Below are 25,494 nucleotides of genomic sequence, written 5' to 3' on the forward strand. Positions count from 1 at the left end.
GCAGACATCTTTTTAAAGATATCGCCTGCCTCTACCGCTATGTCCTACTCGCCTGTAAACAATATTTCTCGCATCGAGGCCCAGTCGATACGAAAATCGCCTTCATCTGTTTCCAGTAGCAGTGATTGAGGTTTGATCTGGTCATCGGGGCGAAGCTTCCAGGGTGTAGAGCCCAACCGGGCCAAGGCTTGGGCTATCTGCTCATGCTCGTGCGGGTGGCAAACCAAGGTTGCCTTGATAGGTGGAATTTGCGTCGCTACCAACTGTTTGACCAATGCCGAAAGACGCTTTGGGGGAGGCACTTCTTCCAACAGGCAGTGGAAGGCTCGGTTGGCAATGGATGTTGCGTAGTGTTCGAGGCTGTCACACATCGTCTGGCGTTGGCGCTCCCACGCGCTGAGTTGCGCGTGGGCACGTGACCAGAAGTCGAGGCGGGCCTGCTCGAGCATTTCTTCGCGATGCTCAGCCGCCTGGCGCAGCAACTCTTCAGCTTGGGTCTGTGCGCTACCCAGCAACTGCGCGGACTGAACGCAATCGGCGAGCATCTCCCGGGTAATCAATACTTTTGGCTGCCCGCAAGCGCCGTTGTGCAATTCGATTTTGCGTAGGGTCAACATAGACAATGCTCTGGCGTGTTGCAGTTAACGACGATTTGTTTCGCTGCCCGTTGCTTCGATACGCCAGACAATCGCCTGCCACAGCGTATTGAGCCGGCCATGCGCGTCGTCGAGTGGCAGGTGAGTGGTTTCAAGCGCCTGCACCCGGTCAGGGGGCAAGCGCAGCCGAAGACGTTGCCAGACAGCAGGCTCAACCCACGCCCTCAGCAATTGCAGTGGATCATTCTCCGGCTGCAACAGGGCGTCAGGGTGCAGGGCCTTTGCAAGGCGCTCACACCACTTGCGGTGTTCATCGTACAAGGGGCTGTCGACGTTGGGATGGCACGTAAGCTCCAGTAGCGCTATCGCCAGATCGAACTGCTCTCGTGAAGCCAGGGCCAAACCAAGCACCGTTGCACAGGGAGGGGGAGGTAGGCACGGTTCGATGCCCAACGCTGCACACGCCAGTGCGGGTTGGCTGCGACACAGGGCGGGTAATGCGTGGTAGGCCTGGGCGCTGGTCGCATCCGGGTGCGAAAACCGCCACGGACTGGCCCACCATTGGGCCCAGGCCAGATGATCACTCATTCGGTAGATGCGCTGGGGCTGACAGGATCCTGCCTTGATCGTTGGCCTCGTATGCGCCAGAACAGCGCAGCGACGAGCGTCAGTATCGCGCCGATAACCAACAAGCTGACAGTGGTACGCCAAAAACCGATGTCTTCCTCGGGAACCAGGAACGGACCGAAATAGCTCAGGCGCTGTTGCTCTTGGTAAGCCGCTGCCGGCACAAAAACCACCGTGAGCTTCTGCGCGTTATCCAATGCAGTGGTCATGCCGGGAATACTACTGGATACCATCCTGCGTACGCGCGCCCGGATGCTGTCGGGCTCCAGTCGCGGGTCATGCTTGATGAACACCGAGGCGGAGGCGGGTTGGACGGGCTCACCGGGAGCCACGCGTTCGGGCAACACCACGTGCACGCGGGCGACGATGACGCCATCGATGTTTGACAGTGTCGCCTCCAACTCCTGGGACAGTGCATAGATATACCGGGCACGCTCTTCCAGTGGGGTAGAGATGACGCCCTCCTTGCGGAAGGTGTCGCCCAGTGTGGCACGGGCGACCTTCGGCAATCCGACCGCTTCCAGTGTGCGAACGGCGCGGCTGATATCGGCTGCATTGACACGCACCACGACGCCGTCCTTGGCAGGCACTTTTTGTGCGCGTATGTGTTTGTCAGCCAGTTCTGCGATGACCTCATTGGCATCCTGCTCGGAGAGTTGGCGATGCAGTTCGACACTTTCGCCGCAGCCGCCCAGTATCAGCGTCAGCGAGAAAACTAATCCGATGGATAGAAAACGAATCATTTTTTCCTACTGCAGGTTGCTGACTTTTTCTAGGCATTGCGCGCCCTTGCCGACGCACTTCACCAGGGTTTGGGTCAGCAGTACGGAGTCTGAAAGATGGGAGGCATAGTTAAGCCGATTTTTCTCTTTGAACTCATTGTTGAAGTCTTTCAGGCCTCGACTCATGCCACTTCTTGCCTTGTCCAGATGCTGCAAAGCGTCGGTCAGGGCATTCGATGATGACGTGGCGGTAGCCCGATGCATCGACGGTTCCAATAACGAGCTGAAAAAGCTCACGTCTTCGCCGTGGTGTGTAGGTTGGGTAGGGGGCCTGCGAGCTGTGAGGCCGTTTTGATATTCGTGTAATACATCGACTTCTTTTATCTGCATATAGACCTCCTGGGGAAACCGCCCTTTGGTGACAAAGGGCGGTAATGCTATTTAGCGCATCGCGTCGATGTTCTTTTTCTTCTCAGAGATCTTGAAGGCTTCAATACTTTCCTTCAGGGATTCGCGAACCGCTGCTTTCCTTTCTGCTTTAAGGTCTTCGTTTTCGCCGCCGCCGGAGCTTTGGACAGGGACTTGATAGGTTTGCGGGTTAATGCCAGAAACACTCATAGTGATACTCCAATATCTAAGAAATGGTGTTTGAGTCTTGATATGTAGTTGCAATATTGTTGCTTCCAATAGGCACTAAATATATCAGGCTCATCCTTGTGTGGTTCTGGGGCGAATATGGTTCCAGCTTTTACTTGAAGGGTGTATCTGGGGATTTCTTCGGTGCCTGTGGCCTGCGCAGCGGGTTACTGTATGTCTAGTTGTTTCATTCGATAGTAAAGCGTTCTCTTCGCCATCCCCAACTCTACAGCCACCTCGTCCACACAGTAGGTATGACGACGCAACGACTCTTCAATCAGAGCTTTCTCGATTTGTTGCAGGCGTTCTTTCAGGTTGATTGGCTCGTTTGTAACGTTCGAGGGGGAGCTTGATAACGGCGCCAGACCCAGCACGAAACGTTTGGCAGTGGAGCGCAGCTCACGCACATTTCCCAGCCATGGGTGGCACAGCAACTGTTGCACCAACTCGCTGCACAGGTTTGGGGCGAGACACTTATAGTGCTCGGCTTCCTCTTGAATCATATTCAGGAACAACGGGACGATTCGGTCACGGCGATTGCGCAGCGGAGGCAGATTGATATTTACGACGTTAAGGCGGAAATACAGGTCGCGCCTGAACCTTCCCTGCTCGACCATCTCATGCAGGGATTGCTGCGCAGAGGCGATGACTCGCATGTCTACCGGGATAAACCGGGTTGAGCCCAGCCGTTCCACACCCCTTGATTCCAGTACCCGTAGCAGTTTGGCTTGCATGGAGAGCGGCATACTGTCGATTTCATCCAGATACAAGGTACCCAGGTGAGCGGCTTCGATAAAACCCGCACGTGATTGCACTGCTCCGGTATAGGCGCCGCTGTTGACGCCGAACAGTTGGCTCTCTGCGAGGCTTTCCGGGATGGCGGCGCAGTTCACGGCGACAAAATGACCTCGTCGCCCCGATAAACGATGGATCCGTTGGGCCAAGGTATCCTTGCCCGTCCCCGTCTCTCCTAATAATAGAATGTCGATATCGAGCGCCGCAGTACTCTTGAGCGTACGCTCGATGTCCAAGGCTTCAACAGAGGGGAGGTATGTCTCATTTGTTATTTTGTAAGAGGCTGACATAGTCCGGGTACTCCACTATCGCTATCACTTCACTGTTGATAGAACGCTGTTGGCGTACGGCCAGTAGAACGCAAATAATCAAAAAAGTCATCGTGGCTGTGAGTATGAAAATGCTGCAGGAGAATGTGTGAAATATTAACTATGTCAGTGCGCTGTATTATTCAAGTGCTTTAGTGTTGGTTATTGAGCGTTTAGTGTAGGAGAAGACTTAAGAGTTGAGGGATTCATCGTTCAAATGGATCGCCGGATCTGGATGATTAAGGTTTCTATGTAGAGGGCCTTTAGTTGAGCGGTAGATAGAAATAGGAGGCAACAAAAAACCGACGCAATGCGTCGGTTTCTTGTATCGGGCAGGGTGTTCAGCTAACGCTTATACGTTAAAGCGGAAGTGCATCACATCGCCATCTTTAACAATGTAGTCCTTGCCTTCCAGGCGCCATTTACCGGCTTCCTTGGCACCGGCTTCACCTTTGAACTGGATGAAGTCGTTGTAGGCGATCACTTCGGCACGGATGAAGCCTTTTTCGAAGTCGGTGTGGATCACGCCGGCGGCCTGTGGCGCAGTGGCACCCACCTTGACGGTCCAGGCGCGGACTTCTTCGACGCCGGCGGTGAAGTAGGTCTGCAGGTTGAGCATTTCGTAGCCGGCGCGGATCACGCGGTTCAGGCCAGGCTCTTCCAGGCCCAGCGCCTCGAGGAACATGTCCTTTTCTTCGCCGTCATCGAGCTCGGCGATTTCCGCTTCGATCTTGTTGCACACCGGAACAACGATGGCGCCTTCTTCGTCGGCAATGGCCTTGACCACGTCGAGCAGCGGGTTGTTCTCGAAGCCGTCTTCGGCAACGTTGGCGATGTACATCACAGGCTTGGTGGTCAGCAGGTGGAAGCCCTTGATCACGGCCTTCTCGTCTGCGCCCATGTTCTTCATCAGGCTGCGCGCTGGCTTGCCTTCGGTGAAGTGCGCGATCAGTTGCTCCAGCAAGCCCTTTTGGACCACTGCATCCTTGTCGCCGCCCTTGGCGTTACGCGCGACTTTCTGCAGTTGCTTCTCGCAGCTGTCGAGGTCGGCGAAAATCAGTTCCAGGTCGATGATCTCGATGTCGCGTTTCGGGTCGACGCTGTTGGAGACGTGAATCACGTTCTCGTCTTCAAAGCAACGGACCACGTGGGCGATGGCATCGGTTTCGCGGATGTTGGCCAGGAACTTGTTGCCCAGGCCTTCACCTTTCGAGGCGCCGGCGACGAGGCCCGCGATGTCGACGAACTCCATGGTGGTCGGCAGGATACGCTTGGGATTGACGATGGCCGACAGCGCGTCAAGACGCGGGTCCGGCATCGGCACAATGCCGCTGTTGGGTTCGATGGTGCAGAAGGGGAAGTTCTCCGCCGCAATACCGGACTTGGTCAGGGCGTTGAACAGGGTGGATTTGCCGACGTTGGGCAGGCCGACGATGCCGCAATTGAATCCCATGGTGTTTCCCCTCGGTAAGAGTCAGGCCTTCTGGCTGTGCAGGTTTTTCATCGCACGGTTCCATTCACCGGCGAAGATATCCGGCAGCACGCCGAGGGCAAAATCGATGCTGGCATCGAGTTTTTCCTGTTCGGCGCGTGGCGCACGACCCAGGACGAAATTTGAAACCATACTGGCAACGCCTGGGTGGCCAATGCCGAGCCGCAGACGGTAAAAATTATTCTGATTGCCCAACTGCGCGATGATGTCGCGCAGGCCATTGTGCCCACCATGCCCGCCGCCGAGCTTGAGCTTGGCTACGCCGGGTGGCAGGTCCAGTTCGTCATGGGCCACCAGGATTTCTTCGGGTTTGATCCGGAAGAAGCCCGCAAGCGCCGCGACAGCCTGGCCGCTGCGGTTCATGTAGGTGGTGGGAATCAGTAGACGAACATCCTGACCCTGGTGCGAGAAGCGCCCGGTCAGGCCAAAATATTTGCGATCGGCCACCAGATTGATGCCTTGGGCGTGGGCGATACGCTCAACAAAAAGGGCCCCCGCGTTATGCCGGGTCTGTTCGTATTCGGCGCCTGGATTTCCCAGGCCAACGATCAGTTTAATGGCAGTCACGACAGGGGCCCTTCCTTTGGAGTTGTGGATAACATCGCCGTACCCGTGTGCGGCGAAAGTGGACGACACTACATCATTTACTCAAGAGTAAACGCCGCGTTATCGCCCGCTTTCTCGCTACGTTTCGGTCCGCGATGTTTCCTCAAGCTCCGGCAATACAGAGTGAATTACTCTGCAGCGCCTTCTTCAGCTTCTTCTGGAGCAACGCGTGGAGCGTGAACGTTGGCAACAGCTTTGTCATCACCGTGAGCCAGTGCGACAAACTCAACGCCTTTAGGAGCCTTGAGGTCGGACAGGTGAACGATGGCGCCGATTTCCAGAGCCGACAGGTCGACTTCGATGAACTCAGGCAGGTCTTTCGGCAGGCAGGTCACTTCGATTTCGTTCAGGACGTGAGAGATCTCGCCGCCTTTCTTGACCGGAGCTTCTTCACCCACAAAGTGCACAGGCACGATGGCGGTCAGTTTCTGCCCAGCTACAACGCGAACGAAGTCAGCGTGCATGATGAACTGCTTGGAAGGGTGACGCTGCATCGCTTTAACGATGACGTTCTGCTTGGCGCCGTCGACGTTCAGCTCGATAACGTGGCTGTAGGCAGCTTCGTTTTCGAACAGCTTGGCGATTTCCTTGGCCAGGATGGTCACGGATTCAGCAGGCTTGTTACCACCGTAGACAACGGCTGGAATGTTGGCGGCGTGACGCAGGCGGCGGCTCGCACCTTTCCCCAGGTCAGTACGCGCTTGGGCGTTCAGAGTAAATTCGTTCATGTTGTATCTCCAAAATAGCCATCATCGAGGGGCGTTTGCGACCAGCGCCGAACTCGATATGGGCAAAAAAGCCCCGCCCCAGCGGAATGCTGGGGCGGGGCGCTTTTCGTCAGTGAGGTGATCCGTTGGTTTGACCCTTAACGGAACATCGCGCTGATCGATTCTTCATTGCTGATGCGGCGAACCGCTTCGGCAACGACCGGTGCAATATCCAGTTGGCGGATACGTGCACAGGCTTGAGCTGCGGCGGACAACGGGATGGTGTTGGTCACCACCAGTTCGTCCAGCACGGAGTTCTCGATGTTCTCGATCGCTCGGCCCGACAGCACAGGGTGTGTGCAGTAGGCGAAGACTTTTGCTGCACCGTGCTCTTTCAAGGCTTTCGCCGCGTGGCACAGGGTGCCGGCGGTGTCGACCATGTCATCAACCAGAATACAGGTACGCCCTTCGACATCACCGATGATATGCATCACTTCAGAGTGATTGGCTTTCTCACGGCGTTTGTCGATGATCCCGAGGTCCACGCCCAGGGATTTGGCAACAGCCCGTGCACGCACGACGCCACCAATGTCCGGGGACACGATCATCAGGTTTTCAAAGCGCTGGTCTTCGATGTCATCCACCAGAACGGGGGAGCCGTAGATGTTATCTACCGGAATATCGAAGAACCCCTGGATTTGGTCAGCGTGCAGGTCAACCGTGAGCACACGGTCGATACCTACCACGGTCAGCATGTCAGCAACGACTTTCGCGCTGATAGCTACACGTGCGGAGCGCGGACGGCGATCCTGACGGGCATAACCAAAGTAAGGGATTACAGCTGTGATTCGAGTCGCTGAGGAGCGGCGGAAGGCATCAGCCATCACGACGAGTTCCATCAGGTTATCGTTGGTCGGAGCGCAGGTCGGCTGAATAATGAAGACGTCTTTACCGCGGACATTTTCATTGATCTCGGCTGTAATTTCGCCGTCGGAGAATTTACCGACAGAGATGTCACCGAGAGGGATATGCAGCTGACGTACGACACGTCGAGCCAGATCGGGGTTGGCATTCCCCGTAAAGACCATCATCTTGGACACGCGCAGTACCTAGAGGCTGAGGGTAACCTGGATGAGTATTAGAAAATGGCAGGGGCGGCTGGATTCGAACCAACGCATGGCAGGATCAAAACCTGCTGCCTTACCGCTTGGCGACGCCCCTGTATCTGTTGCAACGAGTGCCTAACACTCGGTTCCTTTTAGAGCAGACTTTGCAGCTTGCGATGCAACATCGAAACGTTGCTTCCCTTTGCTACAAACCCTGTAAGGGTCTCTGTAAGAAGGGCCGAGACTTTATCAGCTTCAGCTTTGCTTGGGAAGCCCCCAAACACACAACTTCCAGTTCCGGTTAATTTTGCTTCGGTAAATTTACCTAACAAATTCAAAGCGTTACGTACCTCTGGATAACGCATTGCTACAACCGGTAAGCAGTCATTTCGACTGTTTCCCTTGGGAACGGGGCGCACTTTAATGGGAGAAGAGTTACGTGTCAACAACGGATCTGAAAAAATTTCTGCTGTACTTACAGATACTTGCGGCACCAGCACGACATACCAAGGTTCTTCGGGCTCTACAGGGGTGAGTTTCTCCCCAACGCCTTCAGCAAATGCGGCGTGCCCCCGCACGAAAACCGGGACGTCGGCGCCCAGCGTAAGGCCCAGCGCAGCAAGGCGGTCGTGGTCCCAGCCCAGTTGCCATAAGTGATTGAGGCCTAACAAAGTAGTCGCGGCATTTGAGCTGCCGCCACCGATACCCCCGCCCATGGGCAGGATTTTGTCGATCCAGATATCGATGCCGAGTGTGCAGCCAGAGTGTTCCTGAATTTTTTTTGCCGCCCGCACAATCAGATTGCTGTCGTGGGGCACACCGTCGAATTCGGTGTGCAGCTGGATCACGCCATCGTCACGTACGGCAAAGGTCAGCTCATCGCCGTAGTCGAGAAATTGAAACAGCGTCTGCAACTCGTGGTAGCCATCTTCACGACGACCAAGGATATGCAGCATCAGGTTGAGCTTGGCCGGGGAGGGCAGGGTCAATTTTTGTGCGGACACGTTATTGCCCCAGTTTGCGCGGTTGCCAGTCCTTGATCACCAGCGTGACATCCAGGTCGGTGCCATGCAGCTTGATGCGTTCTGGAAGCCAGTAGCCGCTTTGTTCCACATAGCTCAAATATTCGACCTGCCAGCCATCCTGCTCGAGGGTAGCGAGGCGGCTGTCGCCATTGAGGCTCAGACGGCTCTTGCTGTCAGGCGCCGGCAAGCCGCGCACCCACCAGACCAGATGCGAGACGGGCAACTTCCAGCCAATCTGCTGCTCCAGCAGTTCTTCCGGGGAGGTTGCCTCGTAGCGGCCCTGGTTGGCCACTTCCAGGCTGACTTGCCCTGGTCGGCCAGTCAGGCGGGCTGCGCCACGACCGAGGGGGCCCGAGAGGCGAATGTCGTAGTAGTCCTGGCGCTGCAGCCAGAACAGGGTGCCGCTGCCAGAGTCTTTCGGCGCACGTACCCCGACCTTGCCCTCGATCTGCCAGCCATCGATGCTGCTGAGCTGGTCCTTGTGTTGTTTCCATTGGGCCGGGTTGCCCTGGCCTTCAACGGATTCACGGCTGCCGATACCCGCGCAACCGGCGAGCAGGGCGATGAAGCTGAAAACAATAACGTGGCGCAAGAACATAAATTTAAAGGGTCTCGGATCCGGTCAGGCGCTTGATGGTGCTGCGCAGGATGGGGCTGTCGGGTTGTTCCTTGAGGAATTTTTCCCAGATTTGTCGGGCTTCGCGTTGCTTGCCATTGGCCCAGAGCACTTCGCCTAGGTGCGCGGCGACTTCCTGGTCCGGGAAACGCTCCAGTGCCTGGCGCAGCAAGCGTTCGGCCTCGTCGAGGTTGCCCAGGCGGTAATTTACCCAGCCCAGGCTGTCGAGCACGGCCGGGTCTTCCGGGTTGAGCGCATGAGCCTGTTCGATCAGCACCTTGGCTTCGGCGTAGCGCGTGGTGCGGTCGGACAAGGTGTAGCCCAGGGCGTTAAGGGCCATGGCGTTGTCCGGGTCACGCTTGATGATCAGGCGCAGGTCTTTTTCCAGCTGTGCCAGGTCATTGCGTTTTTCCGCCTGCATGGCGCGGGTGTACAGCAGGTTCAAATCGTCGGGGTATTGCAGCAACGCTTGTTGCAGCAGTTTCCACGCGCGTTCGCCCTGCTTGTTGGCCGATAAGGTCTCGGCCTGGATCAGGTACAGCTGGATGGCGTAGTCCGGCTCAGCATCGCGGGCCGCGGCCAGGCGTTTTTCCGCTTCGTCGGTGCGGCCATTGCTCATCAGGATATCGGCCTGGCGCAACTGCGCGGGCAGGTAGTCATTGCCGGGCCCGACCTGGGCATATTCAAGCAGGGCAGCCTGTGGGTCGTTGCGCTCTTCAGCGATGCGGCCCAGGTTCAGGTGCGCCGAGTCCACGTGGCTGTCACGTTCGATCAGCTCTTGCAGGTAGCCCTTGGCCTCGTCCCAGGCCTTGGCTTCCAGGCACACCAATGCCAGTGAGTAACGCAGTTCGTCGTCGTCCGGGTATTGCTGGACCAGGTTGGCGAACTGCACTTTGGCGTCTTCCATACGGTCCTGTTCAACCAGCATGCGTGCATAGGTTAGGAGCAGGCGCTTGTCGCCGGGGTATTTCTTGATACTTTTTTCCAGCAGCGGAATCGCTTCCTTGCCGCGGTTCAGGCTTTGCAGCAGGCGTGCGCGCAACAGGATCGGCGCAATTTCGCCTTCTTCCGGCGGGTTCTGTTCCAGCAGCTTGAGCGCGGCGTCGGCTTCATCGTCCTGTTGCAGCAGCAGGGCCTTGCCGAAAATCAACTGGCTGTTCTTCGGGTGCTTTTGCAGCAGCCGATCGAAACTCTTCATCAGCCCGTTGCGCGTGTCCTGGTCGGTGTCGGCGGCCGATAGCGCAAGAAAGTCAAAATGCGTGTCGCCCTTGCCCTGCAAAACCTTCTCCATATAGACCATGGAGTCGTCGTAGCGCCCGGCACGTGCCAGTTGCACGGCTGCGGCGCGCTGGGCTTCCAGGTCATCCGGGGCGTTTTTGGCCCAGATCAGCGAGGTGTCCAGCGCTGCCTGGTCGGCGCCCAAGTATTCGGCGATGCGAAACGCTCGCTCGGAAATCCCCGGGTCCTGGGTGTTGATGGCCTGGGTCACGTAATTATCCAGCGCAATATCGAAGCGATTGCGCTGGCCTGCCAGTTCAGCGGTCAGCAGGCTGTAGATCGTTTCTTCACTGAACGAGGAATAAACCTTGGGCTTTTCAGGGGCGGGAGTGCTGTCTTCCACCGGCGACGTAGCGTCCGGCGACACGGGGGCCATGGCCTGGCAGCCGCTGAGGAAGACAAAAGCGAGGAGCAACGCGGAAGATCTATTCATATAGGAAGAGGACGACTAACCTGCGGTCGGATCATCATGACACAAGCCTTCGGCCAAACATAACCGGGGCACTCGGAATACGACTATTGCTGCCTTTTGCCTTTCCTTTGTAGGAGCGAGCTTGCTCGCGAAAATCGTCAACGATAACGCGGGAAGCCTGGCGCTCAGCGGCGCTCTCAGGTTTTTCGCGAGCAAGCTCGCTCCTACAAAAGCGCATTGATAGGCATAAGGTATAGGGACAATAGACGACGGTGGTTGTTCTGGATCTTTCGAAGTAGGACAATTGTCGGCTTCCCGACATCATCAGCGATATTGAATGGCCTTCCTCGCACTCGGTATTAACCACAAGACTGCCTCCGTAGACGTGCGCGAGCGCGTGGCGTTTACGCCAGAGCAGTTGGTTGAGGCCCTGCAGCAGCTCTGCCGGCTCACCGACAGCCGCGAAGCTGCGATCCTTTCGACCTGCAATCGCAGCGAGCTCTATATAGAGCAGGAACATCTTTCAGCCGATGTCGTGCTGCGCTGGCTGGCCGATTATCACCATTTGAGCCTCGATGACCTGCGCGCCAGCGCTTATGTGCATGAAGAGGATGCGGCAGTTCGTCACATGATGCGCGTGGCGGCCGGTCTCGACTCGCTGGTATTGGGCGAACCGCAGATCCTCGGCCAGATGAAGTCCGCTTACGCCGTGGCCCGTGAGGCCGGCACCGTCGGCCCGTTGCTGGGCCGCCTGTTCCAGGCCACCTTCAATTCCGCCAAGCAAGTGCGCACCGACACGGCCATCGGCGAAAACCCGGTGTCCGTGGCCTTTGCCGCCGTGAGCCTGGCCAAGCAGATCTTCAGCGACTTGCAGCGCAGCCAGGCCCTGCTGATCGGCGCCGGGGAAACCATCACCCTGGTGGCCCGTCACCTGCACGACCTTGGTGTGAAGCGTATTGTGGTCGCCAACCGCACCCTGGAGCGCGCCAGCATTCTGGCCGAGCAGTTCGGCGCCCATGCGGTGCTGCTATCGGACATTCCCGCTGAGCTGGTACGCAGTGATATCGTCATCAGCTCCACCGCCAGCCAGTTGCCGATTCTTGGCAAGGGTGCGGTCGAAAGCGCATTGAAGCTGCGCAAGCACAAGCCGATCTTCATGGTAGATATCGCCGTTCCCCGGGATATCGAGCCCGAAGTCGGCGAGTTAGACGACGTTTACCTCTACAGCGTCGATGATCTGCATGAAGTCGTTGCCGAAAACCTCAAGAGCCGCCAGGGTGCCGCCCAGGCCGCCGAGGAAATGGTCAGCACCGGCGCCGAAGATTTCATGGTGCGCCTGCGTGAACTGGCGGCAGTGGATGTGCTCAAGGCGTATCGTCAGCAGGGCGAACGCCTGCGTGATGAAGAGTTGCTCAAGGCCCAGCGCATGCTGGCTAACGGCAGCGGCGCCGAAGAGGTGCTGATGCAATTGGCCCGTGGCCTGACCAACAAACTGCTTCACGCCCCTAGCGTCCAGTTGAAAAAGCTTACCGCCGAAGGCCGCCTCGATGCGCTGGCCATGGCCCAGGAACTCTTTGCCCTCGGTGAGGGCGCGTCAGACAGCTCTTCGGATAAAAAACCGCAATGAAAGCGTCACTGCTCAATAAACTGGACGTGCTCCAGGACCGTTTCGAAGAACTGACCGCCTTGCTCGGCGATGGCGAGGTCATTTCCGATCAAACCAAATTCCGTGCCTATTCCAAGGAATACGCCGAAGTTGAGCCCATTGTGGCCACCTATAAAAACCTGCTGAAAGTTCAGGCCGATCTTGAAGGCGCCCAGGCCCTGCTCAAGGACAACGACCCGGACATGCGCGAAATGGCCGTGGAAGAAGTCCGCGAAGCCAAGGAAAAGCTCGCTGAGCTTGAGGGTGACTTGCAACGCATGTTGCTGCCCAAGGACCCTAACGACGGGCGCAACGTGTTCCTCGAAATCCGCGCCGGTACCGGTGGCGACGAGGCGGCGATTTTTTCCGGCGACCTGTTCCGCATGTATTCGCGCTATGCCGAGCGTCGCGGCTGGCGCGTGGAGATCCTCTCCGAGAACGAGGGCGAGCATGGCGGCTATAAAGAAGTCATCGCCCGGGTTGAAGGCGACAACGTCTACGGCAAGCTGAAGTTCGAATCCGGTGCGCACCGCGTGCAGCGTGTGCCGGCCACCGAGTCCCAAGGCCGTATCCACACCTCGGCATGTACCGTCGCCGTGTTGCCTGAGCCGGACGAACAGGAAGCCATCGAGATCAACCCGGCGGACTTGCGCGTCGACACCTACCGCTCATCCGGCGCGGGTGGCCAGCACGTTAACAAGACCGACTCGGCGATCCGTATCACTCACTTGCCGTCGGGCATTGTGGTGGAGTGCCAGGAAGAACGTTCCCAGCACAAGAACCGTGCGCGGGCCATGTCCTGGTTATCGGCCAAGTTGAACGACCAGCAGACCAGCGCCGCGGCCAACGCGATTGCCAGCGAACGCAAGCTGCTGGTGGGCTCCGGCGACCGCTCCGAGCGTATCCGCACCTACAATTTTGCCCAGGGCCGGGTTACCGACCATCGGGTCAACCTCACCCTGTACTCCCTCGACGAAATCCTTGCCGGTGGCGTGGATGCGGTGATCGAGCCGTTGCTCGCCGAATACCAGGCCGATCAACTGGCGGCGATAGGTGACTAAATGACCATCATTGCCAGCCTGCTGCGCGCCGCTGACCTGCCCGACTCGCCGACAGCGCGCCTGGACGTGGAGTTGCTGCTGGCCGCTGCCCTGGGCAAATCGCGCAGCTACCTGCATACCTGGCCGGAAAAAATCGTCAGCAGCGAAGACGCCCTGACCTTTGCCAGCTACCTGCAGCGCCGCCGCAGCGGCGAGCCGGTGGCGTATATCCTCGGCCAGCAAGGTTTCTGGAAACTCGACCTGGAAGTGGCTCCGCACACGCTGATCCCGCGCCCGGAAACCGAGCTGCTGGTGGAGGCTGCCCTGGAATTGCTGCCCGCCACGCCCGCCCAGGTCCTGGACCTGGGCACCGGCAGCGGCGCCATCGCCTTGGCCTTGGCCAGTGAACGCCCGGCCTGGCAGGTCACGGCGGTCGACCGCGTGCTGGAGGCCGTGGCCCTGGCCGAGCGCAATCGCCAACGCCTGCACCTTCATAACGCCACGGTGCTGAGCAGCCATTGGTTCAGCGCCTTGCAAGGCCACCGCTTCGATCTGATCATCAGCAACCCGCCCTACATTGCCGACAATGACCCGCACCTGGTGGCCGGTGATGTGCGCTTCGAACCGGCCAGTGCGCTGGTGGCGGGGCACGATGGCCTGGACGATTTGCGCCTGATCATTGCAGAGTCTCCTGCTCACCTGAACGACGGCGGCTGGCTGTTGCTCGAACACGGTTACGACCAGGCCCAGGCCGTGCGCGACTTGTTGCTGAACCAGGGCTTTGACGGCGTACACAGCCGCATCGACCTCGGCGGTCACGAACGCATCACCTTGGGGCGCCGCCCGTGCTGACCGACCAGGAGCTGTTGCGCTATAGCCGGCAGATTCTGTTGCAGCATGTGGACATCGACGGCCAATTACGCCTGAAGCAGAGCCGCGCGTTGATCGTCGGCCTGGGTGGCCTGGGCGCTCCGGTGGCGCTCTACCTGGCCGCTGCTGGGGTGGGCGAATTGCACTTGGCGGATTTCGATACGGTCGATTTGACCAACCTGCAACGCCAGATCATCCATGACACTAACAGCGTGGGGCAGACCAAGGTCGAGTCGGCCATGGGGCGCCTGAAGGCGATCAACCCTGAAGTCACCCTGGTCGCCCATCGCGCCGCGCTGGATGCCGACTCGCTGGCCGCTGCGGTCAACGCAGTGGACCTGGTGCTCGATTGCAGCGACAACTTCTCTACCCGCGAGGCGGTCAACGCGGCCTGCGTAACCGCTGGCAAACCGTTGATCAGTGGCGCGGCCATTCGCCTTGAGGGGCAATTGTCGGTATTCGACCCCCGTCGCGCCGACAGCCCCTGTTACCACTGTTTGTATGGGCACGGCAGCGACACGGAACTGACCTGCAGCGAAGCCGGCGTCGTCGGGCCGTTGGTGGGGGTGGTTGGCAGCCTGCAAGCGCTGGAAGCGTTGAAACTGCTGGCCGGTTTTGGTGAGCCGTTGGTGGGGCGCTTGTTGTTGATCGATGCGCTGACTACGCGTTTTCGCGAGTTGCGCGTCAAGCGCGACCCAGGCTGCAGCGTCTGCGGGACACAACATGGTTAAGGGCGCGCCTATTGGTGTGTTCGATTCCGGCATCGGCGGCCTGACGGTGCTGGAAGAAATCCAGCAGTTGTTGCCCCACGAGTCGCTGCTGTACGTGGCGGACTGCGGGCACATCCCCTATGGCGAGAAAACCCCGGCGTTCATTCTTGAGCGTTCTCGCTCTGTCGCTGAGTTTTTCCGCGAGCGTGGCGCCAAGGCGTTCGTGATTGCCTGTAACACGGCAACCGTCGCCGCCGTCGCCGATTTGCGCCAGGACTACCCCGACTGGCCGTTGGTCGGCATGGAGCCTGCGGTCAAACCTGCTGCTGCTGCCACGCGCAGCGGCGTGGTGGGTGTGCTTGCCACCACCGGCACCCTGCAAAGCGCCAAGTTCGCCGCCTTGCTCGATCGCTTCGCCACCGATGTGCGCGTGATTACCCAGCCGTGCCCAGGCCTGGTGGAGTTGATTGAAGCCGGCGACCTGAATAGCCCCGCCTTGAGCGCCCTGCTGCAAGGCTATATCGAGCCGCTGCTCAGCGCCGGTTGCGACACCATCATCCTGGGTTGTACTCACTATCCTTTCCTCAAGCCACTCCTGGCGCAGATGCTGCCCCCCAGCATCATCCTCATTGATACCGGCGCCGCCGTGGCGCGTCAGCTCAAGCGCTTGCTCGGTGAGCGCGACCTGCTGGCCGCTGGCGAACCTGAACCTGCACAGTTCTGGACCAGCGGCGACCTGTATCACCTAAGAAATATCCTACCGACACTTTGGAAGCATCCTGGAGTTGTGCGAAGCTTTGGCTCGTGAAAATTTCGTGAAATAACACTGAAAAAAGCTGAACTTCTGGCTATGCGTCGGCTTCTATAGCCCGTTAGCCTGTACACAACCCAATTATTCCGTTTGCAAAGGATGTTTCACATGAAGCGCTTGTTCTGTTTGGCTGCGATTGCGGCCGCTATGTTGGGACACTCTGTTTCAGCCCAGGCCGCTGGCCTGGAGTTCGGCTTGGGGAGCACCAGCGATTCGACGCTGACCTACCGCCTGGGCCTGACCTCCGATTGGGACAAAAGCTGGATGCAGAGCAATGTCGGCCGACTGACCGGCTACTGGAGCGGCGCCTATACCTATTGGGAAGGGGATGACCGTGCAGGCGCCAGCAGCCTGTCGTTCTCGCCGGTATTTGTGTATGAGTTTGCCGGCGAGTCGGTCAAGCCCTACATCGAAGCCGGTATCGGCGTGGCGTTGTTCTCCCGCACTCGGCTGGAAGACAACAACATTGGCCAGTCCTTCCAGTTCGAAGACCGCCTGGGTTTCGGCCTGCGGTTCAACGGCGGGCATGAAGTGGGCATCCGTGCCACGCACTATTCCAACGCCGGCATCAGCAGCAATAACGATGGGGTAGAGAGCTACTCGCTGCACTACACCATGCCGTTGTAATGCACTGTAGGAGCGAGCTTGCTCGCGAAGAACCTCAACGATAACGCAGCGAATCGGGTTTAACGCGGCGCTCTCAGGTTTTTCGCGAGCAAGCTCGCTCCTACAACATCAGCGGTAGGCCGTGGTAATGCCTTCACGCTCTTCAAGGCATTCCGGCGCCCCCATCTCGAACTCCCGGCAAATCAACGGCCGCAACTCATAGATCGTGCACATCATCGTGTCGCGGTCCAACGCTGCGCACCAGCCGTCGTCCAGGCGCAGCATTACCTCACCTCCCCAATCGTCGGTATCGATAAAGCGTTGCGGCACGCCGGTGTCGGTGATCAGCATGACTTCCAGCTGGCAGCAACAGGCCGCGCACGTCGAGCAGGTGACGGGTTCGGTGATTTGAATGTGAGGGATGTTGGTCATAGGCGCGCAGTGTAAGGCAAGTGCGCTAGACGTGTATGAATGCTCGGACGGGCGTCAATGCTCCAGCCTCTGCGCAATCCTGTGCAACAGCGGAAAGAGCATGGCCCATAACAGCGCCAGGCCGATCAGCGTCGTTGCCGTGCCGTAGGTAAAACTCACGCCTGCCAATTGGCTGCCGGCGTAATAAGACAACGGCCCGCCCACTGCGCCCAGCAGGCTGGCCAGCCACCAGGGCTGTGCGCTCCAGGCCAGGCAATGCCGCAAGGTGGTGGACAACAAGGCCCATAACAGTATCAGCCACAGCGGAATCAGTGGCCCCGGTGTATTGAACTCAAACACGCCGAGCCCACGCAATGCCGTATCGACCAGTGTGCCCAGCGCCGTTACGGCCAGAATCACTCGCCCCTCCCTGGCCCAGGAACTTATCCACAGCAGGTGCGCGCCCAGCGCCGCGATGCCGATCAGCAGCCAACGGCTGTCGCCGCCGAGCACGCAGGCAAACCAGCCGCACTGAAACAGCACGGCATTGGCCAAGGATTTAAGCACTGAAACGCCCGAGCAGCGGTGGATTGATGGCCGCCGGTTTGGCCAGCAGCAATTGCGCGGTGCCGATGGTGCGCTCCATAAAGCCGCCTTCGCAGTAACACAGGTAAAACTCCCACAGGCGCAGGAAGTATTCGTCATAACCCAGTTCCGCAAGACGGCCATGGGCGCGGCGAAAATTTTCATGCCACAGGCGCAAGGTGCGGGCGTAGTGCAGGCCGAAGTCTTCCATGTGCAACAGGTTCATGTCGGTGTCGCGGCTGACGATCTGCAGCATGTTTTGTACACAGGGCAGCGCGCCGCCAGGGAAGATGTAGCGCTGGATAAAGTCGACGCTACGCTTGGCCTGTTCAAAGCGCTGTTCACGAATGGTGATGGCTTGCAGCAGCATCAAGCCGTCGGGCTTGAGCAACTGGGCACATTGTTTGAAATAGGTGGGCAGGAAACGATGGCCCACCGCTTCAATCATTTCGATCGACACCAGTTTGTCGTACTCACCGGTGAGGTCGCGATAATCGCTCAGCAGCACCGTCACTTGGTCTTGCAGGCCCAGCGCCTCAATACGCTGCGCGGTGTAGGCGAACTGTTCCTTGGACAAGGTCGTAGTGGTGACCCGGCAACCGTAGTGCTGCGCGGCATACAACGCCATGCTGCCCCAGCCGGTGCCGATTTCCAGCAGATGGTCGCTGGGCTTGAGCGCCAGTTTCTGGCAGATGCGCGCCAACTTGTTCAGTTGGGCTTGCTCAAGGGTGTCATCAGGCGTGAGGAACTGCGCCGCCGAGTACATCATGGTGGGGTCGAGAAATTCTTCGAACAGGTCGTTGCCCAGGTCGTAATGGGCGGCGATATTTTTTTGCGAGCCTTTGCGCGTGTTGCGGTTGAGCCAGTGCAGGCCCTGGGTGAACGGCCGGGCCAAGCGAGCGAGGCCACCCTCCATGGCGTCGAGCACCTCCAGATTGCTGACCATCACCCGCACCACGGCGGTGAGGTCGGGGCTGGTCCAATAACCATGGATAAACGCTTCGCCAGCGCCGATCGAGCCATTGGCGGCCACCAGGCCCCAAACGGCCGCGTCGAGAATCTGGATCTCGCCCAGCAGGTGCGCTTCCCGTGCGCCGAAGACTTGCCGCTCGCCATCCTCGATGAGCACCAACTGGCCATGGCGCAATTGGCTGAGCTGGCGCAACACGCCTTTGCGCAACAGCGCAGCGGTCATGCCGTTGACGTTCAGGCGGTTAGCCTTGACCGATAAGCTAGGGGATTTCATGGTGGCGATCCTTGGTATACCCGACTGCGGTGCGAGAGGCGCCATCGGCGGCCTGATGGGAAAAAATCGGTGTGCGTTTGAGCAGCAGGCGCAAGGCTTGCCAGTAGATCGCAAGGCCGGTCTTGGCGGTCATCCAGGGAAAGCGCCACAAATAGCGATGCAGGCTGGCGCGGCTCAGTGCCTGTTTTTCCAGGCTCAAGGTGGCGTCGAAGACTTTTTGCGTGCCCTGCCAATCGGCCATGTGCACGCCGAGCCGGGCGGCGGGCGGGCTGAAGCTCATGCGGTATTCCAGGTCGCGAGGCAAAAATGGCGACACATGGAAGGCCTTGGCCACGGCGAAGTGCTGGTGCTCGTCGGCGCCCAGTGCCTGGACGGGCAGCACGTAGTGATAGCGCTCGCGCCATGGGGTGTTGGTCACTTCACACAGGATCGCGGCCAGTTGCCCGTCAGCCTCGAAGCAGTAGAAGAAACTCACCGGGTTAAAAGCCAGGCCCCAACTGCGGGCCTGGGTCAGCAGGCAGATAGCGCCCTGGGGTGTTTGCCCCAGGGCCTTGCCGACTGCGTGGCGCACGGCATCGCTCAGGCTCATGCCGTGGCGGGTAAATTCACGCAGGTAATCCTGCTGGCGGAAACCGAAGGGCGCCAGGCGCCCCGTGCCGGCCAGCGGCGAGAGCCCCAGTACTTCATCCTCTTCGCTGAGGTCCAGGTACAACAGGCCGATGCGGTAGCGAAAGGCGTGGGCCCTGGGCATAAACCGCCGATGGGCGATCCAGCCGCTGTACAGGGCGCTGTTCACAGGGTTTCCCCAAAAGCCTGGGCCACACGCAGGGCACTGACCACGCCATCTTCGTGAAAGCCGTTGGCCCAGTAGGCCCCGCAGTAAAAGGTATTGCGCACGCCGTGCAATTCTTCCCAGCGTGCCTGCGCCGCCACTGCGGCCAGGCTGTATTGCGGATGCGCGTAGGTGTAGCGCGCCAGGATCTTCAGCGGGTTGATCATCGGCGTCTGGTTGAGGCTGACGCAAAAGGTAGTGGCGCTGTCGATGCCTTGCAGGATGTTCATGTCATAGGTGACGGCGGCCTGTTGTTGCGCGCTGCCCGTCAGCCGGTAGTTCCAACTGGCCCAGGCCAGTTTGCGGTCAGGCAGCAGGCGCGTGTCGGTATGCAGTACCACGTCGTTGTCGGCGTAGGGCAGGGCACCGAGGATCTGCTGTTCGGCCTGGCTGGGGTCATCAAGCAAGGCCAGGGCCTGATCGCTGTGGCAGGCGAACACCACGCGGTCGAAGGTTTCACTGCCGGCCGGGCTGTGGATAACTACACCCTCGTCGGTGCGTTGCACCTTATGCACAGGGCAGTTGAGCCGTATCTGTTCGCGAAAGCTGCGGGTCAGCGGCTCGATATAACGGCTGGAGCCGCCTTCGATCACGCACCATTGCGGGCGGTTGCTCACCGAGAGCAAGCCGTGGTTCTTGAAGAAGCGCACAAAAAATTGCAGGGGGAACTTGAGCATATCGGCCAGGGACATCGACCAGATGGCCGCACCCATCGGCACGATGTAATGCCGGATAAACCTGGGGCCATAACCGCCAGCGGTGAGGTAATCGCCCAGGGTCATGTCGGCGCTGATGCGCTGCTCTTGCAAGTCCAGCGGTGCCTGGCGATTGAAGCGCAGGATATCGCGCAACATGCCCCAGAACCCCGGCGACAGAATATTGCGGCGCTGGGCAAACAGGCTGTTGAGGTTGTTGCCGTTGTACTCAAAGCCGGTGCTTTGGTCGCACACCGAAAAGCTCATCTCGGTGGGTTTGAACTTGACCCCGATTTGCTCCAGCAAGCGGATGAAATTCGGGTAGGTCCAGTCGTTGAACACAATGAAGCCCGTGTCCACCGCATAGCTTTTGCCGTCGACCGTCACGTTGGCCGTATGGGTATGCCCGCCAATGCAGTCACTGGCTTCAAACAGCGTAATGTCGTGGCGACGGCTGAGCAGGTAGGCGCTGGTCAGCCCGGCGATGCCGCTGCCGATAATGGCGATCTTCACAGGTCGTCCTTCTTCGGTGGCGGGCTGCGCAGCATGCGTTTGCCGATGATCAATTGCGCGCGGTTGGGCAGCTTCGACAGCGGCCACAAGGTGGCAATGAACATGGCCGGAAAGGCGATTTCCAGCGGGCGTTTTTCCAGCTTGGCGAAGATGTGTTTCGCCGCTTTGTCGGCCGGCCAGCTCAAGGGCATGGGGAAATCATTGCGTTCGGTCAGCGGCGTGTCGACAAAGCCTGGGCTGATCACGGTGACATCGATGTTTTCCGGCGACAGGCCGATACGCAGGGATTCGAACAAGTAACGCAGGCCGGCCTTGGATGCGCCGTAGGCTTCGGCGCGGGGCATGGGCAGGTAGGTCACGGCGCTGGCCACGCCCACCAGATGCGGGGTACGCCCGGCGCGCAACAGCGGCAGCGCGGCCTCGATGCAATAACTGCTGGCCAGCAGGTTGGTGCGCACCACGTGTTCGATGATCGAGGCGTCAAATTGCCGGGCGTCCACGTATTCACAAGTGCCGGCGTTGAGGATCACGGTGTCCAGTGAACCCCAGACCTCGCTGATACGCTCACCGATCTCGCGCACGGTCTGGCTGTTGGTCAGGTCGCCGGCCACCACCAGCACCTGGCCTGGATAACGAAGGGCGAGGGCATCCAGTGGGCCTTGGGTGCGGGAACTGAGGGCCACGTGGGCGCCGCTGTCGAGCAACTCCACGGCCAGCGCGGCACCGATACCACTGCTGGCGCCGGTCAGCCAGTAACGACGGGGCGGTGTAAGGCTCATCCCATTCTCCTTTTCAGCCAACGAATAACGCGACCCAGTAGGGGGACATGTTCATAGAGCAGAGCGCCGGCATCGAAATAGTCGCGATGGCGGTAAACCGTGTCGTGCCACATCAAATGGGAACAGCCTGGCACCTCGATCACCTGGCCGCCGGCCAGGCGTGGGTGACGAAAACGCATGGTCCAGCGCAGGTAGCCTTCGCCTTCGGCCACGGTATCGAAGCCGTGGAAGTCAAAATGCAGCTGGCTGACGTTGCTGTACAAGTCGGCAAAGTAGCGCCGCAATGCGGGCAGGCCCTGGACTTCATGCAGGGGATCGGCAAAGGCGATGTCCTCGCTGTACAGGCTGCCAAGCAGGTGCAGGTTGTGCTTGTCCAGCGTGGCGAAGGTGTGGGCGAACTGGCGCAGGAAGTCACTCATGTTCGGCCATCTCCTGTCGCGAAGGCAGCCGGCGAAAAGCGGCCAAGGCGCGCTCGCGGGACTGTTTCAAATCGACGATGGCACGCGGGTAATCCGCCACGCCGAACAGGCCGCCAGCCGCTTCGGGGTTGTGCACTTGTTTTTTATTCAGCGCGGCCAGCTCCGGGAGCCAGCGTTTGATGAACACGCCGTCGCCGTCGAATTTTTCCGATTGGCTCAGTGGGCTGAATATCCGGAAATACGGCGCCGAGTCGGTGCCGGTGGACGAACTCCACTGCCAGCCGCCGTTGTTGGCTGCCAGGTCGCCATCGATGAGGTGGCGCATAAAAAAGCGCTCACCTTCGCGCCAGTCGATCAGCAGGTTCTTGGTCAGGAACATCGCCACCACCATGCGCAGGCGGTTGTGCATCCAGCCGGTTTCCAGCAGTTGGCGCATGGCCGCGTCGATGATCGGCAAGCCGGTGCGCGCCTGTTGCCAGGCGGCCAGGTCCTCGGGCGCCTTGCGCCAGGCCAGCGCTTCGGTTTCCGGGCGAAACGCGCGGTGGCGGGAAACCCGCGGGTAGCCCACCAGAATGTGTTTATAGAACTCGCGCCACAGCAGCTCGTTGATCCAGGTGATGGCGCCGATGTCGCCGCTTTCGAACTCGCCCTGGTTGGTTTGCAGCGCGGCGTGCAAGCACTGGCGCGGCGAAACCACACCGGCGGCCAGGTAGGCAGAAAGCTGACTGGTGCCGGGCTTGGCCGGAAAGTCGCGTTCGTCCTTGTAATAGCTGATCTGTTGATCGGCGAAGGCATCGAGGCGACGGCGCGCTTCGTCTTCGCCTGCGGGCCAGAGTGCACGCAAGGTTTCGCTGGGTGTTTGGAAACCTTCGACTGTCGTCGGCACAGGGTCGCTCTTCACGCCAAGCTCGGCCTGGGCCTTTGGCGTCGGCACCACGCGGGGCAGGGCGCTGTGCAGGCGGCTGTAGCAGACCTTGCGGAACTGGCTGAACACCTGGAAGTAGGTGCCGGTCTTGGTCAGCACGCTGCCCGGCTGGAAAAACAGTTGGTCCAGGTAGCTGTGGAAGGTCACGCCGTCCGCTTCCAGGGCCTGGGCCACGGCGCTGTCGCGGCGGCTCTCGTGAATGCCGTATTCCTCGTTGACGTGTACCGACTCCACCGACAGCTCGCGGCACAGTTGACTCAGCACCGTCGGCGCCTGGTCCCAGGTCGCGGCGTGGCGGATTAACAGCGGGATGTTGAGGCTGCCCAGTGCCTGGCTCAGGTGCTGCAGGTTGCGCAGCCAGAAATCGACTTTGCACGGCGCGTCATCGTGGGCCAGCCATTGCGCGGGGGTGATCAGGTAAACAGCCGCGACGGGGCCGCGCTGGCTCGCGGCAGCCAGGGCAGTGTTGTCGTGCAGGCGCAAGTCGGTGCGCAGCCAGATCAAATGCATTTAGACAATTCCACGCTGGATCAATAATTGATGGGCCGACAACAGGTCCTCGGCCACGGACAACTCGGGGATGTCCTGGGTTAATACGCCCAACTCGGCGTGGTGGATGCACACCGTTGGTCCGGCAATCACGGTTGGGCAACTAATGCCGCCCAACAGTTTGCTGAGTGCCGGCACCTGCAGGGCCTTGCTCGAATACAGCAGCACCGCACGCGGTTGCAGGTGTTCCACCGCCAGGGCCAGTTCGCCGACCGGCAGCGGCCAATCGAACACTTCCACCGGGCAATCGGCACTGCTGGCCAGCCAGGCGCTTAGCCACAGGTGGGGTTCCAGGGGCAGGTCGGAGTGATTGACCAGCAACAGCGGCGCGCCGTGGAGTTGACGATTGTTGTGATAGATCCGTGCGCCGAACTTGCTGCGCAACCAGGACAGGAAAAACACCCGCTCCATCTGCGCGCCGAACTGGCCCTGCCAGCGTTGTTCCAGCTCGTTGAGCAGCGGCAGCATCAGTTGCTCGCACAGGGTACGCGGCGGGTACAGCGCCATGGCCTGGTTGAACGCGTCATCGACCCGGCGCTCGGCCAGTTCACTGATGGCACTCACCAAGTGCTGGCGCAGGCTCTGCCACTCGTTTTCCATCGGCTCCGGACTGCCTTGGGCGGAGTCGATCAGCCCCTTGACCTGGCTGACCGGCACGCCGCGATTGAGCCAGGTGAGGATAGCCTGGATGCGTTGCACATGTTCGGCGCTGAACAACCGATGCCCTTTGGGTGTGCGCTGGGGCACGATGAGGCCATAGCGGCGCTCCCATGCACGCAGCGTCACCGCGTTCACGCCGGTCTGGCGCGCCACTTCGCGGATCGGCAGCCAGCCGTTTTCCAGGGCCAGGGCGAGGTCTTCGCCGGGTTCGTCGAGCAGGGCAGGTTTCATGGGTTAGATCGCATTACGCAGGCTGAGGTTTTCCGGGTGCGGTTGCAGGTAGGCCTGCTGCGCGATGTAGCGGTCCGGGTGTTGGCGAAAGTGGTGCTTGAGCAGGGTCAGCGGCACCACCAGCGGCACGATGCCGTGGCGGTATTGGCCGATAACGGTCTGCATTTCCTGTTTGTCATCGGCACTGATGGCCTGCTTGAGGTAGCCACTGATGTGTTGCAGCACATTGGTATGGGTGCCGCGCGTCGCGCATTTTTTCAGGCCCGCCATCAGTTCGCTGAAATAGCCGTCGGCCAACGCTTGCAGGTCAATGCCCTTGCCCATGCTGCCGAGCAAGTGGCCCAGGCTTTTGTAATGTGCCGGGCTGTGGGCCATCAGCAGGTACTTGTAGCGCGAGTGAAACGTCAGCAAGCGGTGACGGGTGAGGCCGTCGGCCAGCAGTTGCTGCCAACTGGCGTACACGAATACGCGGGTAAGGAAGTTTTCCCGCAGCACCGGGTCGTTCAGGCGACCGTCTTCTTCCACCGGCAGGTTGGGGTGGCGAGCACAAAACGCCTGGGCGTAAATGCCGCGCCCGCCACCGTCAACGGGCGTGCCGTTGTCGCGGTACACCTTGACCCGCTCCAGGCCGCAGGACGGTGACTTCTGCATGAAGATGTAGCCGCACAGGTCGGTGTGTTCCCGGGCCATTTGCTGGCCGTAATCGTCCAGTGGCTGCGTGACATTGAGCGCAGGGTTTACGCTGCCCACGGCCTGCGGATGGTCGGGGTCACCGACCAGGCGGATCGCTTGCCGAGGAATGCCCAGGCCGATGGCAACTTCAGGGCACAGTGGGACAAAATCGAAATAGTCACTGAGGGTCTGGCTGCACAGCAGGGACTGTTTATGCCCGCCGTTGAAGCGCACGTTCTCACCCAGAAGGCAGGCGCTGATGGCGATCTTCGGTTTCACGTGGCTGGACATAAGCAAACCTCTGCAAGAATCCTGTACAAGCCACAAAGCTTGTACAACTAAATCTCATCATAGGCTCGATGTTGTACA

Annotated in this window: 29 protein-coding genes and 1 tRNA gene; 6 read left to right on the plus strand and 24 right to left on the minus strand. The window is 59.6% G+C overall.

Translation table 11 applies throughout. The annotated features are described in order from the left end of the window. Positions 1-44: 44 nt before the first annotated feature. From sctL to PSH76_RS03755, 14 genes are all read right to left on the minus strand, one after another. Positions 45-617, minus strand: a complete 573-nt coding sequence (gene sctL, locus PSH76_RS03690) for a type III secretion system stator protein SctL (protein ID WP_032893670.1) — start codon at positions 615-617, stop codon at positions 45-47. A gap of 24 nt (positions 618-641) precedes the next feature. After that, positions 642-1,184, minus strand: a complete 543-nt coding sequence (locus PSH76_RS03695; protein ID WP_084570972.1) for a hypothetical protein — start codon at positions 1,182-1,184, stop codon at positions 642-644. Beyond that, on the minus strand, positions 1,181-1,966 hold the full coding sequence (gene sctJ, locus PSH76_RS03700) for a type III secretion system inner membrane ring lipoprotein SctJ (RefSeq protein ID WP_032893668.1): 786 nt from the start codon (positions 1,964-1,966) through the stop codon (positions 1,181-1,183). Before sctJ ends, PSH76_RS03695 begins: the two co-directional genes overlap by 4 nt. A 6-nt stretch (positions 1,967-1,972) precedes the next feature. After that, positions 1,973-2,335, minus strand: a complete 363-nt coding sequence (locus PSH76_RS03705; protein ID WP_305493610.1) for a hypothetical protein — start codon at positions 2,333-2,335, stop codon at positions 1,973-1,975. A 51-nt stretch (positions 2,336-2,386) separates the two neighbouring features. Next, a complete protein-coding gene (locus PSH76_RS03710; protein ID WP_032893666.1) occupies positions 2,387-2,563 on the minus strand; it encodes a hypothetical protein in 177 nt (58 codons plus the stop codon). Positions 2,564-2,748: 185 nt separating this feature from the next. Continuing rightward, positions 2,749-3,666 (minus strand): sigma 54-interacting transcriptional regulator, encoded by a 918-nt coding sequence (locus tag PSH76_RS03715; RefSeq protein ID WP_032893665.1) that lies wholly within the window; start codon positions 3,664-3,666, stop codon positions 2,749-2,751. A gap of 370 nt (positions 3,667-4,036) precedes the next feature. Continuing rightward, a complete protein-coding gene (ychF, locus tag PSH76_RS03720; RefSeq protein ID WP_032893664.1) occupies positions 4,037-5,137 on the minus strand; it encodes a redox-regulated ATPase YchF in 1,101 nt (366 codons plus the stop codon). 21 nt (positions 5,138-5,158) lie between these two features. Then, positions 5,159-5,743, minus strand: coding sequence for an aminoacyl-tRNA hydrolase (gene pth / locus PSH76_RS03725; RefSeq protein ID WP_003188350.1), 585 nt, complete (start codon positions 5,741-5,743; stop codon positions 5,159-5,161). A 167-nt stretch (positions 5,744-5,910) separates the two neighbouring features. Then, positions 5,911-6,510, minus strand: coding sequence for a 50S ribosomal protein L25/general stress protein Ctc (locus tag PSH76_RS03730; RefSeq protein WP_003188351.1), 600 nt, complete (start codon positions 6,508-6,510; stop codon positions 5,911-5,913). Positions 6,511-6,647: 137 nt separating this feature from the next. Continuing rightward, positions 6,648-7,589, minus strand: coding sequence for a ribose-phosphate pyrophosphokinase (locus PSH76_RS03735; RefSeq protein WP_003171603.1), 942 nt, complete (start codon positions 7,587-7,589; stop codon positions 6,648-6,650). A 46-nt stretch (positions 7,590-7,635) separates the two neighbouring features. Next, a tRNA-Gln gene (locus tag PSH76_RS03740) sits at positions 7,636-7,710 on the minus strand. Between the two features lie 37 nt (positions 7,711-7,747). Continuing rightward, positions 7,748-8,551, minus strand: a complete 804-nt coding sequence (gene ispE / locus PSH76_RS03745; protein ID WP_305494435.1) for a 4-(cytidine 5'-diphospho)-2-C-methyl-D-erythritol kinase — start codon at positions 8,549-8,551, stop codon at positions 7,748-7,750. A gap of 49 nt (positions 8,552-8,600) precedes the next feature. Next, positions 8,601-9,218, minus strand: coding sequence for a lipoprotein insertase outer membrane protein LolB (gene lolB, locus PSH76_RS03750; RefSeq protein WP_032893661.1), 618 nt, complete (start codon positions 9,216-9,218; stop codon positions 8,601-8,603). Between the two features lie 4 nt (positions 9,219-9,222). Continuing rightward, on the minus strand, positions 9,223-10,947 hold the full coding sequence (locus PSH76_RS03755) for a tetratricopeptide repeat protein (RefSeq protein WP_003188355.1): 1,725 nt from the start codon (positions 10,945-10,947) through the stop codon (positions 9,223-9,225). Between the two features lie 316 nt (positions 10,948-11,263). Between PSH76_RS03755 and hemA the strand changes: the two genes are divergently transcribed. The 6 genes from hemA to PSH76_RS03790 all read left to right on the plus strand — a co-directional run bounded on the left by hemA (position 11,264) and on the right by PSH76_RS03790 (position 16,629). Then, on the plus strand, positions 11,264-12,553 hold the full coding sequence (gene hemA, locus PSH76_RS03765) for a glutamyl-tRNA reductase (RefSeq protein WP_003188356.1): 1,290 nt from the start codon (positions 11,264-11,266) through the stop codon (positions 12,551-12,553). After that, positions 12,550-13,632 carry a peptide chain release factor 1 gene (gene prfA, locus PSH76_RS03770; RefSeq protein ID WP_044271404.1) on the plus strand — a complete coding sequence of 361 codons (1,083 nt, stop codon included), beginning with the start codon at positions 12,550-12,552 and terminating at the stop codon, positions 13,630-13,632. The genes hemA and prfA overlap by 4 nt, the downstream gene beginning before the upstream one ends. Further along, positions 13,633-14,463 (plus strand): peptide chain release factor N(5)-glutamine methyltransferase, encoded by an 831-nt coding sequence (gene prmC, locus PSH76_RS03775; RefSeq protein ID WP_138761258.1) that lies wholly within the window; start codon positions 13,633-13,635, stop codon positions 14,461-14,463. Further along, the gene (locus tag PSH76_RS03780) at positions 14,457-15,212 is read left to right on the plus strand and encodes a molybdopterin-synthase adenylyltransferase MoeB (protein ID WP_098949625.1); all 756 of its coding nucleotides are present in this window, start codon (positions 14,457-14,459) and stop codon (positions 15,210-15,212) included. Before prmC ends, PSH76_RS03780 begins: the two co-directional genes overlap by 7 nt. Continuing rightward, entirely contained in the window at positions 15,205-15,999 is a 795-nt protein-coding gene (gene murI, locus PSH76_RS03785; RefSeq protein ID WP_044271411.1) for a glutamate racemase, read from the plus strand. Before PSH76_RS03780 ends, murI begins: the two co-directional genes overlap by 8 nt. Positions 16,000-16,110: 111 nt before the next feature. Beyond that, positions 16,111-16,629 carry an acyloxyacyl hydrolase gene (locus tag PSH76_RS03790; RefSeq protein ID WP_014716838.1) on the plus strand — a complete coding sequence of 173 codons (519 nt, stop codon included), beginning with the start codon at positions 16,111-16,113 and terminating at the stop codon, positions 16,627-16,629. Positions 16,630-16,737: 108 nt separating this feature from the next. On the opposite strand, the gene PSH76_RS03795 is transcribed toward PSH76_RS03790, so the two are convergent. Genes PSH76_RS03795 through PSH76_RS03840 form a run of 10 tightly spaced genes read right to left on the minus strand, consistent with a single transcriptional unit; the run spans position 16,738 to position 25,416 of the window. Beyond that, on the minus strand, positions 16,738-17,040 hold the full coding sequence (locus tag PSH76_RS03795) for a YkgJ family cysteine cluster protein (protein WP_003188364.1): 303 nt from the start codon (positions 17,038-17,040) through the stop codon (positions 16,738-16,740). 54 nt (positions 17,041-17,094) lie between these two features. Beyond that, positions 17,095-17,586, minus strand: a complete 492-nt coding sequence (locus tag PSH76_RS03800; protein WP_305493611.1) for a DUF2878 domain-containing protein — start codon at positions 17,584-17,586, stop codon at positions 17,095-17,097. Then, a complete protein-coding gene (locus PSH76_RS03805) occupies positions 17,579-18,850 on the minus strand; it encodes a cyclopropane-fatty-acyl-phospholipid synthase family protein (RefSeq protein WP_305493612.1) in 1,272 nt (423 codons plus the stop codon). The genes PSH76_RS03800 and PSH76_RS03805 overlap by 8 nt, the downstream gene beginning before the upstream one ends. Next, positions 18,837-19,646: a DUF1365 domain-containing protein gene (locus tag PSH76_RS03810; RefSeq protein WP_305493613.1), complete on the minus strand. Its 810-nt coding sequence runs from the start codon at positions 19,644-19,646 to the stop codon at positions 18,837-18,839. The genes PSH76_RS03805 and PSH76_RS03810 overlap by 14 nt, the downstream gene beginning before the upstream one ends. Next, complete coding sequence (locus PSH76_RS03815) at positions 19,643-20,890, minus strand: NAD(P)/FAD-dependent oxidoreductase (protein WP_305493614.1); 1,248 nt, start codon at positions 20,888-20,890, stop codon at positions 19,643-19,645. The genes PSH76_RS03810 and PSH76_RS03815 overlap by 4 nt, the downstream gene beginning before the upstream one ends. Further along, entirely contained in the window at positions 20,887-21,669 is a 783-nt protein-coding gene (locus PSH76_RS03820; protein ID WP_032893651.1) for an SDR family oxidoreductase, read from the minus strand. The genes PSH76_RS03815 and PSH76_RS03820 overlap by 4 nt, the downstream gene beginning before the upstream one ends. After that, entirely contained in the window at positions 21,666-22,088 is a 423-nt protein-coding gene (locus PSH76_RS03825) for a nuclear transport factor 2 family protein (protein ID WP_032893650.1), read from the minus strand. The genes PSH76_RS03820 and PSH76_RS03825 overlap by 4 nt, the downstream gene beginning before the upstream one ends. After that, positions 22,081-23,523 carry a deoxyribodipyrimidine photo-lyase gene (gene phrB, locus PSH76_RS03830; protein WP_305493615.1) on the minus strand — a complete coding sequence of 481 codons (1,443 nt, stop codon included), beginning with the start codon at positions 23,521-23,523 and terminating at the stop codon, positions 22,081-22,083. Before phrB ends, PSH76_RS03825 begins: the two co-directional genes overlap by 8 nt. Beyond that, positions 23,524-24,453, minus strand: coding sequence for a MerR family transcriptional regulator (locus PSH76_RS03835; RefSeq protein ID WP_032893648.1), 930 nt, complete (start codon positions 24,451-24,453; stop codon positions 23,524-23,526). 3 nt (positions 24,454-24,456) lie between these two features. Further along, entirely contained in the window at positions 24,457-25,416 is a 960-nt protein-coding gene (locus tag PSH76_RS03840) for a DUF523 and DUF1722 domain-containing protein (protein WP_032893647.1), read from the minus strand. Positions 25,417-25,494 lie beyond the last annotated feature (78 nt).

The organism is Pseudomonas sp. FP215, assembly GCF_030687795.1.
Taxonomy (GTDB): domain Bacteria; phylum Pseudomonadota; class Gammaproteobacteria; order Pseudomonadales; family Pseudomonadaceae; genus Aquipseudomonas; species Aquipseudomonas salmasensis.

Coding starts and splice junctions, on each gene's coding strand:
- sctL (WP_032893670.1), bottom strand. CDS start 617: ATGTTGACCCTACGCAAAATCGAATTGCACAACGGCGCTTGCGGGCAG.
- PSH76_RS03695 (WP_084570972.1), bottom strand. CDS start 1,184: ATGAGTGATCATCTGGCCTGGGCCCAATGGTGGGCCAGTCCGTGGCGG.
- sctJ (WP_032893668.1), bottom strand. CDS start 1,966: ATGATTCGTTTTCTATCCATCGGATTAGTTTTCTCGCTGACGCTGATA.
- PSH76_RS03705 (WP_305493610.1), bottom strand. CDS start 2,335: ATGCAGATAAAAGAAGTCGATGTATTACACGAATATCAAAACGGCCTC.
- PSH76_RS03710 (WP_032893666.1), bottom strand. CDS start 2,563: ATGAGTGTTTCTGGCATTAACCCGCAAACCTATCAAGTCCCTGTCCAA.
- PSH76_RS03715 (WP_032893665.1), bottom strand. CDS start 3,666: ATGTCAGCCTCTTACAAAATAACAAATGAGACATACCTCCCCTCTGTT.
- ychF (WP_032893664.1), bottom strand. CDS start 5,137: ATGGGATTCAATTGCGGCATCGTCGGCCTGCCCAACGTCGGCAAATCC.
- PSH76_RS03730 (WP_003188351.1), bottom strand. CDS start 6,510: ATGAACGAATTTACTCTGAACGCCCAAGCGCGTACTGACCTGGGGAAA.
- ispE (WP_305494435.1), bottom strand. CDS start 8,551: ATGCTGCATATCCTTGGTCGTCGTGAAGATGGCTACCACGAGTTGCAG.
- lolB (WP_032893661.1), bottom strand. CDS start 9,218: ATGTTCTTGCGCCACGTTATTGTTTTCAGCTTCATCGCCCTGCTCGCC.
- PSH76_RS03755 (WP_003188355.1), bottom strand. CDS start 10,947: ATGAATAGATCTTCCGCGTTGCTCCTCGCTTTTGTCTTCCTCAGCGGC.
- hemA (WP_003188356.1), top strand. CDS start 11,264: ATGGCCTTCCTCGCACTCGGTATTAACCACAAGACTGCCTCCGTAGAC.
- prfA (WP_044271404.1), top strand. CDS start 12,550: ATGAAAGCGTCACTGCTCAATAAACTGGACGTGCTCCAGGACCGTTTC.
- prmC (WP_138761258.1), top strand. CDS start 13,633: ATGACCATCATTGCCAGCCTGCTGCGCGCCGCTGACCTGCCCGACTCG.
- murI (WP_044271411.1), top strand. CDS start 15,205: ATGGTTAAGGGCGCGCCTATTGGTGTGTTCGATTCCGGCATCGGCGGC.
- PSH76_RS03790 (WP_014716838.1), top strand. CDS start 16,111: ATGAAGCGCTTGTTCTGTTTGGCTGCGATTGCGGCCGCTATGTTGGGA.
- PSH76_RS03795 (WP_003188364.1), bottom strand. CDS start 17,040: ATGACCAACATCCCTCACATTCAAATCACCGAACCCGTCACCTGCTCG.
- PSH76_RS03805 (WP_305493612.1), bottom strand. CDS start 18,850: ATGAAATCCCCTAGCTTATCGGTCAAGGCTAACCGCCTGAACGTCAAC.
- PSH76_RS03820 (WP_032893651.1), bottom strand. CDS start 21,669: ATGAGCCTTACACCGCCCCGTCGTTACTGGCTGACCGGCGCCAGCAGT.
- PSH76_RS03825 (WP_032893650.1), bottom strand. CDS start 22,088: ATGAGTGACTTCCTGCGCCAGTTCGCCCACACCTTCGCCACGCTGGAC.
- phrB (WP_305493615.1), bottom strand. CDS start 23,523: ATGCATTTGATCTGGCTGCGCACCGACTTGCGCCTGCACGACAACACT.
- PSH76_RS03835 (WP_032893648.1), bottom strand. CDS start 24,453: ATGAAACCTGCCCTGCTCGACGAACCCGGCGAAGACCTCGCCCTGGCC.
- PSH76_RS03840 (WP_032893647.1), bottom strand. CDS start 25,416: ATGTCCAGCCACGTGAAACCGAAGATCGCCATCAGCGCCTGCCTTCTG.